11 protein-coding genes and 1 pseudogene are annotated in these 18917 nt (G+C 72.8%); 3 read left to right on the forward strand and 9 right to left on the reverse strand.

All coding sequences use genetic code 11. The features are described from left to right. Window position 1: 1 nt before the first annotated feature. The gene (locus ABD352_RS42190) at window positions 2-622 is read right to left on the reverse strand and encodes a hypothetical protein (protein ID WP_344618189.1); all 621 of its coding nucleotides are present in this window, start codon (window positions 620-622) and stop codon (window positions 2-4) included. Between the two features lie 171 nt (window positions 623-793). Here ABD352_RS42190 and ABD352_RS42195 point away from each other — a divergent pair, with 171 nt between their 5' ends. Further along, complete coding sequence (locus ABD352_RS42195; protein WP_344618190.1) at window positions 794-2851, forward strand: hypothetical protein; 2058 nt, start codon at window positions 794-796, stop codon at window positions 2849-2851. A gap of 54 nt (window positions 2852-2905) precedes the next feature. Here the strand turns inward: ABD352_RS42195 and folE are convergent, their stop codons facing one another. The 7 genes and pseudogenes from folE to dacB all read right to left on the reverse strand — a co-directional run bounded on the left by folE (window position 2906) and on the right by dacB (window position 12298). Next, window positions 2906-3532 carry a GTP cyclohydrolase I FolE gene (gene folE / locus ABD352_RS42200; protein WP_344618281.1) on the reverse strand — a complete coding sequence of 209 codons (627 nt, stop codon included), beginning with the start codon at window positions 3530-3532 and terminating at the stop codon, window positions 2906-2908. A 62-nt stretch (window positions 3533-3594) separates the two neighbouring features. Next, entirely contained in the window at window positions 3595-5598 is a 2004-nt protein-coding gene (ftsH, locus tag ABD352_RS42205; RefSeq protein ID WP_344618191.1) for an ATP-dependent zinc metalloprotease FtsH, read from the reverse strand. Between the two features lie 212 nt (window positions 5599-5810). Next, on the reverse strand, window positions 5811-6386 hold the full coding sequence (gene hpt / locus ABD352_RS42210; RefSeq protein ID WP_344618192.1) for a hypoxanthine phosphoribosyltransferase: 576 nt from the start codon (window positions 6384-6386) through the stop codon (window positions 5811-5813). A gap of 61 nt (window positions 6387-6447) precedes the next feature. Further along, window positions 6448-8058 (reverse strand): gamma-glutamyltransferase family protein, encoded by a 1611-nt coding sequence (locus tag ABD352_RS42215; RefSeq protein WP_344618193.1) that lies wholly within the window; start codon window positions 8056-8058, stop codon window positions 6448-6450. Between the two features lie 12 nt (window positions 8059-8070). Continuing rightward, window positions 8071-9186 (reverse strand): tRNA lysidine(34) synthetase TilS, encoded by a 1116-nt coding sequence (tilS, locus tag ABD352_RS42220; RefSeq protein ID WP_344618194.1) that lies wholly within the window; start codon window positions 9184-9186, stop codon window positions 8071-8073. Between the two features lie 579 nt (window positions 9187-9765). Continuing rightward, window positions 9766-10806: pseudogene (locus ABD352_RS42225) on the reverse strand (zinc-dependent metalloprotease); the annotation flags it as partial. Between the two features lie 88 nt (window positions 10807-10894). Beyond that, complete coding sequence (gene dacB, locus ABD352_RS42230; RefSeq protein WP_425553882.1) at window positions 10895-12298, reverse strand: D-alanyl-D-alanine carboxypeptidase/D-alanyl-D-alanine endopeptidase; 1404 nt, start codon at window positions 12296-12298, stop codon at window positions 10895-10897. 81 nt (window positions 12299-12379) lie between these two features. Here dacB and ABD352_RS42235 point away from each other — a divergent pair, with 81 nt between their 5' ends. Further along, window positions 12380-12916, forward strand: coding sequence for an inorganic diphosphatase (locus ABD352_RS42235; protein WP_344618196.1), 537 nt, complete (start codon window positions 12380-12382; stop codon window positions 12914-12916). 106 nt (window positions 12917-13022) lie between these two features. On the opposite strand, the gene eccD is transcribed toward ABD352_RS42235, so the two are convergent. After that, entirely contained in the window at window positions 13023-14360 is a 1338-nt protein-coding gene (gene eccD, locus ABD352_RS42240; RefSeq protein ID WP_344618197.1) for a type VII secretion integral membrane protein EccD, read from the reverse strand. Between the two features lie 131 nt (window positions 14361-14491). Here eccD and eccCa point away from each other — a divergent pair, with 131 nt between their 5' ends. Beyond that, window positions 14492-18502, forward strand: coding sequence for a type VII secretion protein EccCa (gene eccCa, locus ABD352_RS42245; protein WP_344618198.1), 4011 nt, complete (start codon window positions 14492-14494; stop codon window positions 18500-18502). Window positions 18503-18917 lie beyond the last annotated feature (415 nt).

The raw sequence follows: 18917 nt of genomic DNA on the forward strand, positions 1-18917 counted from the left end.
GTCACTGCAGACGATGCGCGCCACAAACGCGCCAGCCGCCCTCACTCACCAGGTCGAAATGCCAGTGTTGTCTGGTGGACTCCGCATGAGTCCGCGGCCCAGCCGTCAGCACCAGTTCGGTCTCGATCTCGGCTTTGTCGTTGGACGTGTACCGAACATCGGTGGCCGATACGTTGGCCCTGACCTCCTGACCGGTCTGCGCCTCACGTGCGGCCAACTGGCTGACCAGATCGTCGAACTCCACCAATTTCGGGGAACTGCAGATCAGCTCTTGCACTCGTTCCGGCGGGCCGTTGTTGAAACGCTCATCGATGAACTCCTCGAGCGTCCGGCCAGGGGTCCTCGTGTCTGGCGCCGTGGCCTTGTCGTAGTAGATGTAGCCGATTCCGAGGCCGCCCAGGCACACGAAGGCCGCGATGCCGATCAGGGTCCAGAGGATCGTCCGGCGGGTACGAGCGGACTTCTTCGGCGTGGGCGGAGGGGGCGGCGGGGGGCCTGGGCGGCCCAGCGGGACGCCGCGGTCGATGACCTCGCCCTCGAGGACCTCGTCGTTGGCCGGTCGCGAGCGGGGAATCGGCTGTCCCTGATCCACCTGCGGGTCGTTCGGCTTCGATGGGTCCACGCCCCAGAGGCTAGCTGTCCAGTGCCCGTGCGGCACAGCACCGCGCCGCAGGGGGTGGGGGGAGGGCGGTTACCTGCGGGAATGCGCGAGCTGGCGTGCACCTGCTGACGGGATTCGCAGTCTGCGTTACCGTTCCCGCATCTAGCTTAGAAAAAACTCGGAAGGGGCACGGTGGCACGCCTGCGGGCACGGATCGAGCGAGCGGCTGCGCAGCATCGGCACACCGCTGCGCTGGTCGCCGCCGCCGGGCCGATTCTCGACAAGTACTCGCCCAACGCCGCGCCCGCGGAGCAGTATGCCGAGCAGCATGATCTTGCGGCTGGGTTGCGGGCTAATGCGGCTCTGCTGGCGCCCGGATGGCTCGGGGCGCAGCTGGATGCGTTGGCGCCGGCTACTCCGCTGGGCGGGCCGCTGCCGCCCACGTTTGTGCGGGTCGGGCAGGCGCATCCGCTCGACGACGCGCGGTTTCCGATGATCGTGCCGCTGTTGCGGGCCGGGCACATCGCGATCGACGCCGATGCGCGGGACAGCCGGGTGGCGGGGCTGCTGCGCAGTCTCGTGCTGCGGCTGCTGGCCTCTTCGCCGCCCGGGTCGGTGCGGATTCGGGCCATCGATGCGGTGGTCGACGGGTCGACGTTCGGCTGGTTCGGTGGGATCGAGTCGATCATGCCGCCGCCGGCTACGGACGCCGAGGGGTTGCGGGCTGTGCTCGACGAGGGCGAGCGGTGGCTGGCCAACCGGACCGACGGGCCGGCGCCGACGTTGTTGATCGTCATTGCCTCGCTGCCGGAGCTCACCGAGGGGCGGGACCTCGCGCGCATCGCCGGGCTGGCGCACGCCGGGCCGGCCGGGCGGCTGCACCTCATCGCGGCGGGGTGGCCGCCGCCGCCGCTGACGCAGGAGACCACGCAGGCGCCGCTGCCGCATGCTACGCAGATCGCCATCCGCAACCCGCACGCTTGGGTCGGTGATCCGCCGGGGGCCACCTTCTCCGGGACCGGCACCGGGCCGAGCCGGCTCAACGCGCCGGTCTACCTCGACCCCGACCCGCCCGCCGAGCTCGTCCGGCAGGTGTGCGCACAGCTGAGCGGGCCGTGGACGACGCCGCCGGCGCCCGTCGGGGAGCCGAGCCGGACCGCCTGGCTGGACTACGTCGCGGCCGGGCAGCGGCTCGACGCGGTGCGCCGGGAGGTGATCGCGGTGGTCGCCGAGCACAAGACCGCGCTCAAGGCGGCCCAGGCCGACCTCGCGGCAATCCGCGGCAAGCTCGCGCACCATCAGGCATACCTCAACGAGGTCGTCAGCGAGGCCGGCGGCCGCCCGGTCGAGCTCGTCCCGTCGTGGCAGGAGATCCAGGCGGCGCACGCCGCGCTGACCGCCGGGCCGCAGGCGATGGACCCGCGCCGGGGCGCGCCGATGGCCCCTCCCCCGCCGCCCTCGGCCTTCGGCGGGCCGTCGGGCGCCTGGCCGCAGCTCCAGCGGGCCACCACGGTCCCGGTCAGCTCCCCGCCCTGGCCCCCAACGAGCGCCCCACCAGCCATGCCAGGCACGCCCGCCGGCATGCCGGGGACTCCGGCCGCGGCCATGCCGGGCACACCGGCGGTCGCGGGTGCGCCGCGGATGCCGGTGGCCGGGGCAGGAAGCCCACCGGCGCCGCCGGCCCCGCCCGGCGTGGCGGCCGCGAGGATGCCGACCGGGGGGTACCCGGTCGTCGTGCCGCGCAGCGCGCCGCCCGGGATGCACAACACCGGGTCGATCCCCCGGGTGCCGATCAGCGGCGTGCCCATCTCGGGCGCCGCCGGCGTGGTGGGGACGGGGGCCGTCAGCCCGCTGAGCCCGCCCGTGCCGGACTCGACACCGGGCAGGGTGTCCCGGGCCCTCCGCATCGCCGCGGCCGGCCTGAAGCAGTCTGAGGCGGCCCTGGCCGCGCCCGGGCGGCAGGCGGCCTCCAACCGGCGCGTCTGGGTCAACGCCGGGATCTACTTCGCCTTCGCGCTGCTGGCCTCGATCGTGCAGATCCCGACGCTGCTGGCGGCCGACAGCAGCGGGGTCGGGCTGCTTGCGCTGCCCTGTGCGCTGGTGCTGCCGGCCATGTCGTTCGGGCTCGGCTGGCTCACGATCGGCGCGATGGCCCGCAAGTCGACCTCGCGGACCCCGGTCCTCGGAGTGGTGATCAGCGTCTTGCCGCTGATCCCGGTTCTCGTGTTCGGCCGAGGACTGTTCTTCTGAGACGATCCGCCGGAAACCGGTACGTCCCGCTAAGAACGGGACGTACCGGATAAATTAGCCGTGCAAAATCAGGGACATCGCCTCTGCGCGGGACTTGGCGTCGTCTCGGAGCAGGCCGCGCACCGCGGACGTGATGGTCCGGGAGCCGCCCTTCTGGATGCCCCGCATCGACATGCACATGTGCTCGCACTCGATGACCACGATGACGCCCCGCGGCTCCAGCTGTGCCATCAGCAGGTCGGCGATCTGCGAGGTCAGCCGCTCCTGCACCTGCGGGCGCCGCGCGTAGACCTCGACCAGGCGGGCCAGCTTCGACAGGCCGGTGATCCGTCCGTCGGCCCCGGGGATGTACCCGATGTGCGCCACCCCGTGGAACGGCAGGAGGTGGTGCTCGCACATGGACTGGACCTCGATGTCGCGCACGAGAACGAGCTCCTCGTGGTCGGCCTCGAAGGTGGTCGACAGCACCTGGGCCGGGTCGACCCGCAGGCCGGCGAACAGCTCGGCGTAGGCGCGGGCGACCCGGGCCGGGGTCTTGAGCAGCCCGTCGCGGTCCGGATCCTCGCCGACGGCGATGAGGATCTCGCGGACCGCGACCTCGATGCGCTTCAGGTCGACATTGCGCTCGACCTCGACGCCGCCCAGCTTGCCGCTCACCAGGCGGGCGGCGACGTGGTCCAGCTCCCGGTCAGCAGCGAGCCCGGCACCGAAGTCGGTGTCGGGCTCGGTGCTGCTGATCTCGCTCAGTTGGGGCCGTCCGGGTTATCGCCGCCGCTGGAGATCCGCACGTGGTCGTCGCCGCTGAGGCCCACCGGCTGGGCGACCTCGGAGCCGTTGGCGCCCAGCTCGGGCACCGCGCGCCGGCGACGGCCGTTGCCGCTGTAGGGGGCCATCGGCGGGCGCTTGACGACGCGGGCGCAGATGCGCGCCATGTCGGCCTGCGAGATGGTCTCCTTCTCCATCAGCTCCTCGACGATGTTGTCGAGGACGTCGCGGTACTCGACCAGGATCTCCCAGGCCTCGTCGTGCGCGATCTCGATGAGCGCGCGCATCTCGGTGTCGATCTCGGCCGCGACCTTCTCGGAATAGTCGCGCTCGTGGCCCATCGTGCGGCCGAGGAAGGGCTCGCCGTCCCCGGTCCCGTACTTCACCGCGCCGAGCTTCGAGCTCATGCCGTACTCCGTGATCATCGAACGGGCGAGCGCCGTCGCCTTCTCGATGTCGTTGCCGGCGCCGGTCGTCGGCTCGTGGAAGACCAGCTCCTCGGCGGCCCGGCCACCCAGCGCATAGGCGAGGGTGTCGATCATCTCGGAGCGCGTCTGCGTGTACTTGTCCTCGGTCGGCAGGACCAGCGTGTGCCCGAGCGAGCGGCCGCGCGACAGGATGGTCACCTTGTGCACGGGTGCTGAGTGGGGCAGCGCCCAGGCCACGAGCGCGTGACCGCCCTCGTGGTATGCGGTGACCTTCTTCTCGTGCTCACTCATCACTCGGGTGCGCCGCTCCGGGCCGGCGATGACCCGGTCGATGGCCTCTTCGAGGTAGTCGTTGGTGATCGCCCGCTTGTCGTTGCGGGCCGCCAGCAGGGCCGACTCGTTGATGACGTTGGCCAGGTCGGCACCGGTGAAGCCGGGCGTGCGCCGGGCCACCGAGTCGAGGTCGACGTCGGGCGTGAACGGCTTGCCCTTGGCGTGCACCCGCAGGATGGCCTTGCGGCCCTCCATGTCGGGCCGGTCGACGGCGATCTGCCGGTCGAAGCGGCCGGGGCGCAGCAGGGCCGGGTCGAGGATGTCGGGCCGGTTGGTCGCCGCGATGAGGATCACGCCGCCCTTGGTGTCGAAGCCGTCCATCTCGACCAACAGCTGGTTAAGGGTCTGCTCGCGCTCGTCGTGCCCGCCGCCCATGCCGGCGCCGCGGTGACGGCCGACGGCGTCGATCTCGTCGACGAAGACGATCGCCGGGGCGTTGGACTTGGCCTGCTCGAACAGGTCACGGACGCGGGAGGCGCCGACGCCGACGAACATCTCGACGAAGTCCGAACCGGAGATCGAGTAGAACGGCACACCGGCCTCGCCGGCGACCGCGCGGGCCAGCAGCGTCTTACCGGTTCCGGGCGGGCCGTACAGCAGCACGCCCTTCGGGATCTTCGCCCCCAGCGCCTGGTACTTCGCCGGCGCCTGCAGGAAGTCCTTGATCTCGTGCAGTTCCTCGACGGCCTCGTCGGACCCGGCCACATCGGCGAACGTCGTCTTCGGGGTGTCCTTGGAGATCAGTTTCGCCTTGGACTTGCCGAAGTTGAGCACCCGGGACCCGCCGCCCTGCATCTGCGACATGAACAGCAGCAGCAGCACAACCAGCACCGCGATGGGCAGCAGGTTGATCAGGAGGCTGATGAAGATGTTGTCCTGGGTGACGTTGACGTTGTACTCGTCCAGCTTCTTCTGCGACTGCAGCGTGCTGAGCTCGTTCTGCAGCTCATCCGCGCTCTGCGACGAGAACTGACCCTGGATCTTGTCCGTCTTCGTGCCCTTGACCGTGATCTTGTTCCTCAGGTCAAGGTTGAGCGTCTGCTCCTTGTCCTGGATCACGGCCTTCTTCGCGTTGCCGTCGCGAAGCTGCTGGAGCACCACGGAAGTGTCGGCCTTGGTGTAGCTAGGGCCGGACGTAAAGAAGGAACTCAGCAAGATGGCACCGATGATCACCAAGAGGATCCAGATCACCGGCCGGCGGAACAAACGGGTACGTTCCATGTTGTCGTCGGGCGCACGCGGCGCCCGGCCCCTCCATCCGTAAGGCCGTCGACCGCGCCGGACCCACTTTCCGACGCGGTGCCGAAAGCGCTGCCATGGTTGGGCTCAGTTGACGCTCGCGACCATTTGACGGTACACCGTGGCACCGACAGACGCGGATCGGCGTCGGCCGGGGAGGATGTGCTCTCAGCAGACTCTCAGCAAACCGCAGGTCAGCCGCGCCCGTACACCGAAGGCTTCAACACGCCGACAAACGGCAGGTCACGGTAGCGTTCCGCGTAGTCGAGACCGTAACCGACCACGAACTCGCTGGGGATGTCGAATCCGACATATCGCACCGGAATGCTGACCTTGAGCGCGTCGGGCTTGCGCAGCAGCGCCACCACGTCCACCCGGGCCGCCGAGCGGCTCTCCAGGTACTTGAGCAGCCACGACAGCGTCAACCCGGAGTCGACGATGTCCTCGACCACGACCACGTGCCGCCCGGCGATGTCCCGGTCCAGGTCCTTCAGGATGCGCACGACGCCCGAGGAGGTCGTTCCCTGCCCGTACGACGAGACGGCCATGAACTCCAGCTCCACCGGCGGCCCGACCCGCCCCAGCGCCCGCGCGAAGTCGGCCATGAACATGACCGCCCCCTTGAGGACCCCGACCAGGAGGATCGACTCTGCGTCGGCGTGATCGGCGGCCACCTGCTTGGCCAGCTCCGCCGTCTTGTCGCGAATTTGCTCCTCGCTGACGATGACGTGGTCGATGTCGGACGAATGCCAGGTGGTGCCGTCGGCCATGCGACAAGCCTGCACCATCGGCCGCCCCGGATCGACCCGGGGGTAGGCGAGTGAGGGCTATCTAATAGCCGGCCGCCATCCCGTCGACCCGCGGCTCCGACCCGGCCACGTAGCCGGCCCCGATCTGCCAGATGGCTTGCCCCGCCCCGAACACCTCGGGCGACTCCGCCACCCGGACCCGGTGCCCCCGCCGCCGCAGCTCGTCGGCCTGCCCCGCCAGCCCCGGCTCGACCTGCACGTCCAGCCCCGAGTGCCAGTACCACCGGGGCCGGTCCAGCGCCGCCTGCGGATCCAGTCCCTCGTCGACCGTGGCCAGCGCCATCTGGACGTGCCCCTGGGGCTGCATGTGGCCGCCCATGACCCCGAACGGCCCGACCGGCGCCCCGCCCCGGGTCAGAAAGGAAGGGATGATCGTGTGGTACGGCCGCTTCCCCGGGCCGACCACGTTCGGGTGATCCGCCGCCAGCACGAACCCGGTCCCCCGGTTCTGCAGCCCGAACCCGGCCCCCGGCACCACCACGAACGACCCGAACGACATGTAGTTCGACTGGATCAGGCTGACCATCCGCCCGTCCCGGTCGGCCGTGCACAGGTACACGGTCCCCCCGCGCTGCGGCTCTCCCGCCCCGTACTCCCCGGCCCGCTCGCCGATCAACCCTCGGCGACGGGCCAGGTACTCCCCGTCGAGCAGCCCGTCCACCGGGCCGCCAACCAGGGGATCGGCGACATACGCGTGCGCGTCGGCGAACCCCAGCTTCACCGCCTCGATCCGCTCGTGCAGCCCCGGCAACCCTTCGTAGCCGTCCAGCACACCCAGCGCAATCAGCGCGGCGATCCCCTGCCCGTTCGGCGGCAGCTCCCAGACCTCGTGCCCGCGGTACGACACGGACAGTGGCGCCACCCACTCCGAGGCGTGCCCGGCCAGGTCCGCCTCCCGCAGGAGCCCGCCGGTCCGCTCGGCCAGCCCGACGATCGCCTCCGCGATCTCGCCGGTATAGAAGGACGAACCCTGCGTGCTCGCGATGGACCGCAGCGTGCGCGCCATGTCCGGATTGCTCCACCGCTCCCCGACCCGCGGCGCCCGTCCACCGAGCGTGAAGACCCGGCCCCACTCCGTGAACTCGTCGCCGTGCAGCCCCGGGTACCCGCGCTCGACCGACCGCGCCCAGGCCCGCGCCACCGCCGGCGACACCGGATACCCGCGCTCCGCATACCCGATCGCGTCCTCGAACAACGCCGCGAAGGGCAGCGACCCGAACCGCGCGTGCAGGTCCCGCCACCCCGCCGGCGCGCCCGGCACGGTGACCGGCAGCCACCCGCGCTCCGGCATACTGCTACCCACGGTGGCCTGATGCCCACCGAGCGCACCGGACGCCACGGTCCCCGCCGCCCGATCGAGCACCAGATCACGGGTCAGCAGCCGCGGCGAGCGGCCCGACGCGTTCAGCCCGTGCAGCCGCTCCCCGTCCCAGACCAGCGCGAACAGGTCGCTGCCGATGTCGTTGGAGGTCGGCTGCACCACGGTGAGGGCCACGGCCGCCGCGATCGCCGCGTCGACGGCATTGCCACCGCTGCGCAGCGCCCCGAGCCCGGCCGCCACCGCGAGCGGCTGGCTGGTGGCCACGGCGCCGTTGGGGAAGAACTTCGAAGAGCCCTGGATGTCGTACCGCATCAGCCCCCACATTCAGCGCCGGGCCAGCAGCACCCTCCCGGCCCGCGCCACCGACACGCCGCCGGGCAGCGCCACCGCCCCTTGTCCGTGCCAGTTCACTACCAACGCGTCGAGCGCCGCAACGTGCCGATGCGAGAGTGCGCCACCCGGCGCCCCGAGCCGTAGCGCCCAGGCGTGCAGCACGCGGGTCCGCACCGGGTCGGCCAGCCGCGCCAGCTCCCCCACCACCAGGGCCCCTTCCCCCGCACCGCCGGCCGGGACGCCGCCGGCGCCGCTCGGCTCGACGTGCTCGAGGGCCTTCTCCAGGGCCTCCGCGGCCAGCTCGTCCAGGTACGCGGAGTCCGCGCCGATCAGCCGCGCCGTCCGCGCCAGGTTGTCGACGACCCCGGCGCCGAGCGCCTCGACCAGGGGCCGGACCCTCGACCTGGCGTACGCGGGGTCCGTGTTGTGCGGGTCCTCCCACACCGGCAGCCCGTCCGCGAGGCAGGCGGCCCGCGTCTCGGCCCGGCCGACGTCGAGCAGCGGCCGCAGGAACAAGATCCCCCGCCGCACCAGCCGCTCGCGCATCCCCGCCACCCCGCGCGGCCCGGCGCCTCGGGCCAGCGCGAGGAGTACGGTCTCGGCCTGGTCGTCCCGGGTGTGCCCGAGCAGCACGGCCACCGTCCCGTGCTCGATCGCCGCCGCCTCCAGCGCCTCGTACCGCGCCTCACGTGCCGCCGCCTCCGGGCCGCCGCTGGTCCCGACCCGCACGGTCCGCACGTCCACGGGATCGAACCCCTGCCCGCGCGCCCACTCGGCCAGCCGCGCCGCCCGCTCGTCCGACCCGGCCTGCAGCCCGTGGTCGACGGTCACCAGCCCGCACCGGAGCCCGAGCCGCCGCGCGACGAACCGAGCCGCCATGGCCAGCGCCAGCGAGTCCGCCCCGCCCGAGCAGGCGACCAGCACCGTCTCCCCGGCCACGACCCCGGCACCGCGCTCACCCGCACGGCGTTCGCCCGTCGGGCCGGGCCCGTGCGCGAGGCCTGCGGACTCGGCCGGCTGCCCGGTCGAGCCCGCGGGACGCACGTCGCTCAGGCTGCGGCGCACCGCGTTGCGCACCGCGGCCACCGCCGGCGCGAGGGCCGCCATCGATCAGGTGCCGGCGGTCTTGGCGGCGCTTCCGCCGTCGGTCTCGTCGGTGGCCTCCTTGGCCTGGGAGCCTTCGTCCGCCGCCGACGGGGTGCTCTCTGCCGGCGGCGCGTGGCCGGTGGCCTCGGACGGGTCGAAGGCGTCGTACGGCTCGGGTGCCGGGGCCGGTTCGGTGTCGATGGGGTCTGCGGCGCCGGGCTCGATCTCGGCCGGGGTCGGTGCCTCGACCTTCAGGGGCTCGGCGAGGGGGGCGGGCTCATGCCGTACCGAATCCGGAGCCGGAACTGTCGACAGCTCCTCCGCGGCCAGGCCGGCCACCTCGGTCGACTCCGCGATGCCCGCCTCGGCGGGGGCGGCGTCGGCCGGCTCGGGCACGGTCGGGACCGGGGCCGGCGGCTCCTCCGTCAGCGCGGCCTGCGCGCTGGCCGGTGGCGCAACGTCCGCCTGCGCGCCCGTCGTCGGCCCGGTGGCCGGCGGGTGCCCCTCGGTGGCGGGGGCCCAGGCGTCGGCCGGCGGGGCGATCGGCTGCGCGACGGGCTTGGTCACCGGGACGGAGGCCGGGCGGTTCAGCGCGCTGGCGCCGAGAACCCGGACGATCCAGGCCTCGGGGTCGCCGAGCTCGTCGAGGCGCGGAATGGTGAGCGGGGACTGCCAGATCTTGTTGAAGCTCTGCATGCCGACGCGGTCGACGACGGCGTGGACGAACTTGCGGCCCTCCGCATACTGCCGGAGCTTGACGTCGATGCCGAGCAGCTTGCGCACGACGCGTTCCATCGGGTTGCCGGCCTCGCGGCGGCGGTTGAACTTGCCGCGGATCTCCTCGACGGAGGGGATGACGTCGGGGCCAACGCCGTCCATCACGAACTCGGCGTGGCCCTCCAGGACGGTCATCAGCGCGGTCAGGCGGTCGAGCACCGCCTTCTGGCCGGGAGTCTGGACGAGGTCGAGGACGGAGACGCGGCTGTCCGGGTCGCGGACCACATCGGCCAGCGCGCCGATGCCACGCCGCACGCGCTCGGCGAGCTGGTCCTGGTTGAGCTGGGAGGCGTCCACGAAGGCGCCGACCTCGCCCAAAAAGTACCCCCGCATCCACGGCACGGCGGTGAACTGCACCCGGTGGGTCACCTCGTGCAGGCACACCCACAGGCGGAAATCGCGCGAGTCGGCGCCCAGCTTGCGCTCGGCCTCGACGATGTTCGGCGCGACGAGCAGCAGCTGGCCGGGGTCGGCGGAGAACACCTCGTATTGCCCCAGGACCTTGCCGGACAGGTAGGCCAGCACGGTGCCGGCCTGCACGCCGGTCAGGCGGGAGCCGATGGCCCCCACGATGGCGCCGGGGGCCTTGCCGCCCGCGAGCCGCTCGGCCAGCGGCTGGATGACCTGCCGGAGGCCCTCGATGTTGGTGGCGGCCCAGTCGCGGCGGTCGACGACGCGGACCGGCGGGCCCTGGACCATGGCCTTCAGGCCGGTGAACTCGGTGACGTGCCCGGCCGCTTCGTCGGCCAGCTCACGCAGGTCGGTGACCGCCGCGGCGGCCTCCTCGTAGGACACGGCGGGGCCGCTCTTGCCCAACGCCGCGGCGGTCGCTGCGGCCAGATCCCAATCGACGAACTGCGCCATGAATCAACCGTACCCGGGTACGGCCAGCGTCGTGGCGAGTGGAAACCCTGAGTACACCCTGATCGACGGTGCGTGACGGTGACCTCGCTCAGCGGCAACCACATGCGGCAAGAGCTGCGGCAACCCTGTCAAGGGCGATGACCGCCTGCCCTCCGTTGGTGGTCTGGTCGGCCATGAACGCGAACGCCAGGGTCCGCCCGTCGGCATCGACGACGATGCCCGAGAGCGAATTGACGCCGGTGAGCGTGCCGGTCTTCGCGCGCACCAGGCCGGCCGCGGACGAGCCCTCGTTCGCCTTGAGGTAGCGGGTGGCGAGGGTGCCGGAGTAGGCGGCGACGGGCAGGCCGCTGAAGATCGTGTGCAGGTCGCTGCGGTCGCTCCGGGCGGCCATCGCCAGGATCCCGGTCAGCAGCGCGGGCGAGAGGCGGTCGTTGCGCGAGAAGCCGCTGCCGTCGACCAGGCCGTAGCCGGTGACCGGCAGCCCGAGGCCCTCCAGCACGTCCTTCATGGCCGCGGACGCCCCTTCGAACGACGCCGGCTGGTTCTTGGCCAGGGCCACCTGCCGGGCCAGCTCGTCGGCGAGCACGTTGTCGCTGTCCTGCAGCATGAACTCGACGATCCGGGCCAGCGGTGCCGACTCGACCTTGCCCAACTCGTTCGCGCCGGCCGGGGCGGTGCCGGCGGCGACGGCGCTGGTGGGCACCCCGAGGGCCTTCGCGAAGGCCTGCGCGGCCTGCACGTCCGGCTGGGCGTACCGGTCGGAGTACTTCGTCGCCTTCGTCCGCCCACCCTCGGTCATCAGCGGGGTGATCACGGCGCCGGAGCCGCCGGTGGTCGCGTCCGGGTCCCACCCCGGCCCGGTGCCGGACCCGCTGAACAGCGAGACGTCGTAGATGACCTTGGTCGGCGCCGTGTCACCCAGCGCCTGTTTCACCTGCTTCGCGAGGTCGTCGATGCGGGCGGCCCCCGGGTAGTACGGCGTGGGAAACACCGACAGCGTCGGATCGCCGCCGCCGACGATCACCACCTCACCCGGCTGGGCGCCGGCGACCACGCGGGTCGGGATGCGGTACGCCGGGCCGCGCGTGGCCAGCACCGCCGCCGCGGTCACGATCTTGGTGGTCGACGCCGGGGTCATCGCGGCGTCCTGCTCCGACGAGAAGATCGACTGCCCGGTGGTGACGTCCACCACCGACGCCGTGATGTGCGGGCCGAGCGCCTGCGCGGACAGCAGCGGGGCGAGCGCGGCGGACAGACCCGCCTGCGACGGCATGGGCGCCTGGCTGTCCATGGCGGCAAGGACCGGCGGCGGTACCGGCGGGGTCGTGCCCGCGCGCCAGCTCGCCTTCTGCGCGCCGCTCAGCCCGAGCGCACTGATCAAGCCGTCGCCCGCGAACACGGACACCGCCGCCACTGCGATCGCCACGACCAGTGCGACGAGGGCCCCGATGAGGCTCGCCCGACCGCCGCGTTGTGGTGTTTCCCTCGGCACCTGACCCTCCCCGTTACACCGCACTGTCCCGTACGCGAGACTAATGGTCGGCGCAGCGGTGCGAAGGTGAGGAGTCATCAGATGGACTTCGACGTGACGGTCGAAATCCCCAAGGGTCAGCGCAACAAGTACGAGGTTGACCACGCCACGGGCAGGATCCGTCTGGACCGGACGCTGTTCACCTCCACGCAGTACCCGGCCGATTACGGGTACATCGAGGGCACGCTCGGGCAGGACGAGGACCCGCTCGACGCGCTCGTCCTCGTGCAGTCGCCCACGTTCCCGGGCTGCCTGATCCGCTCGCGTGCGATCGGCATGTTCCGGATGACGGACGAGAAGGGCGGCGACGACAAGGTCCTGTGCGTGCCCGCCGACGACCCGCGCCTGGAGCACCTGCGGGACATCCACCACCTCGGCGAGTTCGACCGGCTGGAGATCCAGCACTTCTTCGAGGTCTACAAGGACCTCGAGCCGGGCAAGAGCGTCGAGGGCGCCACCTGGGTGGGCCGCGTCGAGGCGGAGGCGGAGATCGCCGAGTCGCGCCGGCGCTACCAGGAGGCGATCGCGGCCGGGACGTACCACGACCCGGGCGTCGCCCCGAACGCTCACCCGATCTAATCGTCACGAACGTCCCCGGGCGCCCGCCTTTCGGCGGGCGCTCGTTCGTTTCCGGGGCGCTTGTCCTCCAGTCCTCCAGGCCTCCCGGTGAAGGCGCCCTTGGCCGCTAGGTGAACAGGCCGTACAGCCCCAGCACCGCGCACGCCAAGGGCACCACCGCGACCACGCACAACGTGTCGAGCAGATCCGCCGCCCGGCCCACGTACGGCGACGCCGGCCGCACCGCCGCCCGGGCGCCGGCGATCGCGACGATCAGCGCGGCCAGCGGTACCGCCGCGGCAACAATGCGAACGTCGACGGGCGCGAACAGCGCAAGCAGGACGAAACCGCCCGCGCCGGCGACGATCAGCGGCAGCCGCTGGCGCACGGTCAGGAAGGTCCGCGCCCGCAGCAGCAGCGCCGCGCCGGCCACCGCGACCAGCACCTCGCCGGAGACGTCGCCGGACCGGGCGAGCACCAGCGACGCGCCCACGCCCACCACCGCGAAGCCGAACAGCATGCCGGTCAGCATCTCGTCGGTGCGCGCCACGGCGGCGAAGATCCGCGAGCGGTCGGCCGCCGCGGCCAGCCCGCGCCCGCTGGAGGCGAGGTCGCCGGGCGGCGCCACGATCGGCATCGGGAGCTTGCCGAGGCGGATGGCCAGCAGCGGTACCCCGGCCACCCCCGCGACCAGCACAGCTAGGAGCACCGCCGCGGCGGCGGCCGGCCGCGTCACGGTGGCGAGCAGTCCCCCGAGCGCGCCGAGCACCCCGGCGCTCACCCCGGCGACGAACAGCCTGAGCAGGTGCGCGACGCCCACCGCGGCGATCAGCGCGGCCAGCAGGAGCGCGACCGCGGCGAGCAGCGCGCGCCCGGCCGTCGTGGCGGGCTCGGGTGCGGCCAGCCAGCCGCCGGCCGCGGCGAAGGGCAGCGCGAAGGCGGCGAGGCTCGCCCCGACCAGGGCATCCCCGTAGGCCCGCGACGCGGTGATGCCGATGAGGACCAGCCCGACGGCGACGGCCGCCGCGGCCGGTGCCTCGCCGGCCCGCAGGATCGACACGAGCGCCACCAGCAGGCCCGCGCCGGCCACGCCTAGCGCGGCGGCCCTCGTCGCGACCGGGCTCCACGGCACGCCCTGCCGGCGGGCGCCCGCGGCGATCGCCTCGATCACGTCGTCGTACTCCAGCTCGGGCCAGCCGGCCCGCGCGGGCACCAGGTGCAGGACCGCACCGTCGTGGACGCCCTGGCCGGCCAGCCCGGCGGCGGCCGAGAGTGTCGTGCCGTCGGCGCGGCGCAGCAGCCAGCCACCGTGCCGCTCGCCGTCGTCGGCGAGGCCGGTGCCCGCGTGCTGCAGGAGCTCCGGAAGGAGTTCAGCCAGCGGTACCGCATCAGGCACCGCGACATCGACGCGCCGTTGAGGAGCGTTGATCGTGATGCGGGCCAATCCGGCCGAGGCTGCGGACATGGGGATACAGGTACCACGCGGCCGGGACTCGCGCCGCCCCGTGTCGCCGCCGGCTTCAGACAGTGACGAACTCGACACGAAACATCGATCGGGGTCACAAATTGTCGTACCGGCGCCCTAGAGTCCCCGACGTGAGCACGGTCGTCGTCAAGAGGTCACCACGCCGCCCCGCACCGGAAATCCCGAGCGGGGAGCTCGTCGTGGCGGCGCCCCCGGAGGTACCGCAGGCGCCGGCCTCACGCTGGCAGCAGATGGTCCAGGTGGTGCCGATGCTGACCGGCACGATCGCGACCGCACTGCTGTTCGCCGGGCGCGAAGGCGGCACGTATTCCTATGTCATCGGCGCCATCTTCGGCTTCTCGACGCTGGGCATGCTGTTCACCTCGGCCGGCACCGGCGCGCCGAAGAAGGCCGAGATGATGACGGCCCGGCGCGAATACCTGCGCCATCTGGCGGCGCTGCGCCGGCGGGTCCGGGACACGGCCACCAAGCAGCGCACCGGCCTGCACTACCGCCACCCCGATCCGCACTCGCTGTGGTCGTCGGTGGACAGCTTCCGGCTCTGGGAGCGGCGCCCGACCGACGGCGACTTCGCCATCGTGCGGGTCGCCGTCGGGCCGCAGACCCTGGCCACGCCGCTGATCCCGCCGATGACCAGGCCGCTGGAGGATCTGGAGCCGATGACCGCCGCGGCGCTGAGGCGATTCCTGGATGCGTATTCCGTGGTGCCCGACCTCCCCGTGGCGATCTCGATGCGCAGCTTCGCGCGGATCCATCTGCGGGCGGGTCGCGGCCCCGGCGCGCGGGCGGGGGCCGCCGCCGGCCTGGCCGGGCAGCACGACCCGGCGCGGGCGCTCGCCCGGGCCATGCTCGCCCAGCTCGTGGTGTTCCACGCCCCCGACGACCTGCTGATCGCGGTGTGCGTCGCGCCCGAGCGGCAGGAGTGGTGGGACTGGGCGAAGTGGCTGCCACACGCCCTGCACCCCACCAAGACCGACGCGGTCGGTTCCGTCCGGCTCATCGCCGACACCGCCCCGGAGCTCGAGCGGCGCCTCGACGACCTGCTGCGCAGCCGCGGCCGGTTCGACGCCGACCAGGTCCGGGGCCCGTCCGCCACGCCGCACCTGGTCGTCGTCCTCGACGGCGGCGACCTGTCCGGCAGCGCCCACCTGGGCACCGACGGCGGGATCGACGGGGTGACGCTGATCGACCTCGACCGGGAGCCGCCGCGGCTGCTGGACCGCTCCGCGATCGTCCTCGACGCGGCCGGCGGCCGGCTCGCCACGATCTCCGCCGACAGCGACATCGCCGAGCCCGAGCCGCCGATCGGCATCGCCGACGCGCTCGACCTGGCCGAGGCCGAGGCCATCGCGCGGCGGCTCGCCCCGCTGCGGCTGGCCGTGACCGCGGGGACGGAGCAGCAGGCCGGCGACGCCCGCGAGCCCGGCGCCGACCAGGACTTCCCGACCCTGCTCGGCATCGGCGACCCGGAGACGCTGGAGATCGCCCGGGCCTGGGCGCCCCGGCCGCACCGCGACCGGCTGCGCATCGCGATCGGCGTCGGGCAGCAGGGCCAGCCGGTCGAGCTCGACCTGAAGGAGTCCTCGGAGGACGGGATGGGGCCGCACGGCCTGCTCATCGGGGCGACCGGCTCCGGCAAGTCGGAGCTGCTGCGCACGCTGGTGCTGGGGCTCGCCGCGACGCACTCGTCCGAGACGCTCAACTTCGTCCTCATCGACTACAAGGGCGGCGCGACCTTCGCCCGGATGGACCGGCTGCCGCACGTCGCCGCGTTCATCTCCAACCTGCGCACGGAGCTGCTGCTGGTCGACCGGATGACCGACGCGATCACCGGCGAGGTCATCCGCCGGCAGGAGGTCCTGCGCCGCTCCGGCGACTACGACTCGGTCCGCGACTACGAGCGGGCCCGGGCCGGCGGGGCGCCGCTCGCGCCGCTGCCGAGCCTGCTCATCGTGTGCGACGAGTTCAGCGAGCTACTCGAGGCCAAGCCGGACTTCATCGACCTGTTCGTGCAGATCGGGCGGGTCGGCCGGTCGCTGGGCATGCACCTGCTGCTCGCCTCGCAGCGCCTGGAGGAGGGGCGGCTGCGCGGGCTGGACACGCACCTGTCGTACCGCATCGGCTTGCGCACCTTCACGTCGCTCGAGTCGCGGACCGTGCTGGGCGTGCCGGACGCGTACGAGCTGCCCAAGAAGCCGGGCGGGCACGGCATCCTCAAGTCCGGCACCGAGCCGCTGACCAGGTTCAAGGGCGCCTACGTCGGCGGGCTCTGGCGGCGGACCGGGCCGGCGGCGGCCGTGTCGGGCGGCGGCGGGCGGCCGCGGGTGATGGGATACGGCACGCGGTACATGCCGCTGCCCCCGGCGCCCGTGCCCGAGGCCGAGTCGGCGGAGGCGCCCGAGGGCGAGAGCCTGCTCGACATCGTGGTGGAGCGGCTGGCCGGTCGGGGCGTGCCGGCGCACCAGGTATGGCTGCCGCCGCTGGCCGCCTCGGCGCCGCTGGACGATCTGCTCGGGCCGGTCATGGTCGACCGGGCCCGCGGCCTGACGGTGACCAACCCGCAGCTGCACGGCGCCCTGCACGTGCCGCTGGCGCTCATCGACAACCCGATCGAGCAGCGGCGCGACGCGCTGTGGTTCCGCCTCGACGGCGCCCAGGGGCACGTGGCGGTGGTCGGCGGCCCGCGCAGCGGCAAGTCCGTCGCGCTGCGCACGCTGGTCACGGCGCTGGCGCTCACCCACACGCCGGCGGAGGTCCAGGTGTACTGCCTCGACTTCGGCGGCGGGCAGCTCGCCGGGCTGCGCGAGCTGCCGCACGTCGGCGGGGTGGCCGGGCGGCTCGACACCGCGCTCGTGCGGCGCACCGTGGGTGAGGTCGCCTCCCTGCTGGCCGCCCGCGAGCAGCAGTTCTCGGCGAGCGGCATCGACAGCATGGCCACCTACCGGCGGCGCCGGGCGGCCGGCGGGAGCACCGACGACGGATGGGGCGACGTGTTCCTCGTCGTCGACGGCTGGCCGACGGTGCGCAAGGACTACGAGGAGCTCGAGCCGGTCCTGCTCGACATCGCGGCGCGCGGATTGTCGTACGGCATTCACATGGTCGTCTCGGCCTCGCGCTGGATGGACTTCCGGGCCAACTTCCGCGACCTGTTCGGGGCGCGGGTCGAGCTGCGCCTCGGCGACGCGACCGACTCGCTGGCCACGCGCAAGGCGGCGGCCGGGGTGCCGATCGAGGCGCCCGGGCGGGGCATCACGGCGGAGGGCCTGCACCTGCTCGTGGTCCAGCCGCAGCTGACCGGCGGCGAGCCGGGCGACCTGGTGAAGTCGATCGCCACGGCGTGGACCGGGGCGCCGGCCCGGCCGGTGCGGATGCTCCCCGCCTCCGTGCCGTTCTCCGTCATCGCCGACGACGCCGACCCGGCGAACCGGTTCGCGCTGCCGATAGGCATCGCGGAGGCCAACCTCGGGCCGATCCGCGTCGACTTCGGCAGCGAGCCGCACTTCATGGCCTTCGGTGAGGCGGAATCGGGCAAGTCGACGCTCCTGCGGGTGCTGGCCACGATGATCAGCACGCGGTTCACGCCCCAGGAGGCGCGGATCGTGCTCATCGACCACCGGCGGAGCCTGCTGGGCGCGGTGCGCTCGGAGCACCTGATCGGGTACGGCACCGGCACGCAGCAGACCGAGGACCTCATGGCCTCGGTGGCCGACTACATGGAGCGACGGCTGCCGGGCCCGGACGTCACCGAGGACCAGCTGCGCAACCGAAGCTGGTGGACCGGCCCGCACTGCTTTGTCCTCGTCGACGACTACGACCTCATCCCGACCAGCGCGGGCAACCCGCTCTCGCCGCTGATGCCCTACCTGGCCCAGGCCCGCGACATCGGCCTGCACCTGATCCTGGCCCGCCGCAGCGGCGGCGCCGGTCGCGCCGTCTACGAGCCGGTCATCCAGCGGCTGAAGGAGCTCGCATCCCCGGGCCTGATCATGTCCGGCGACCGGGAGGACGGCGCTGTGCTGGGCGACATCAGGTTCGGGCCGCTGCCGCCGGGGCGCGGCCGCCTCGTCACGAGGAAGGAGAACGGCACCCTGATCCAGGTCGCCGACCTGCCGCCGGCCTGACCCCTGCCCTCGTCGGGGCTGTCGCCGGCCCGCGCGTCCGCCCCGCTGACCTCTCTTTGCGGACCGGCGTGGTCTGGCCCTGCCGCTGCGGCTCCGCGCTCGGCCATCGCGGCAGCGGTGACCAGGGTAAAAGGGGGCCAGTTGGCCGAGGCGCATCAGCCGGCGAGCGGCGGCTCTGCGCGCGGGCCGCAGGCCAGGGCCGCAGGCCAGGGCCGCAGGCCAGGGCCGCCCGAGAAGCGCGCTGCGCTGACGCAAGCCTCGCGCGAGATTGCCATGGCGGGGGGACTCGCGAAGGAGCGCATTCGCGCAAGAGCCCCTGATGGGACGCGCAGCGTATGTGGGCCGGCGGGCCGACTTCCGCGGCAAGAAGGCCCTGTCTGCAGTGAGGTCCGGCGTCGAGATGTTGTTGGCGGCC

The organism is Dactylosporangium salmoneum (genome assembly GCF_039532525.1).
GTDB lineage: Bacteria > Actinomycetota > Actinomycetes > Mycobacteriales > Micromonosporaceae > Dactylosporangium > Dactylosporangium salmoneum.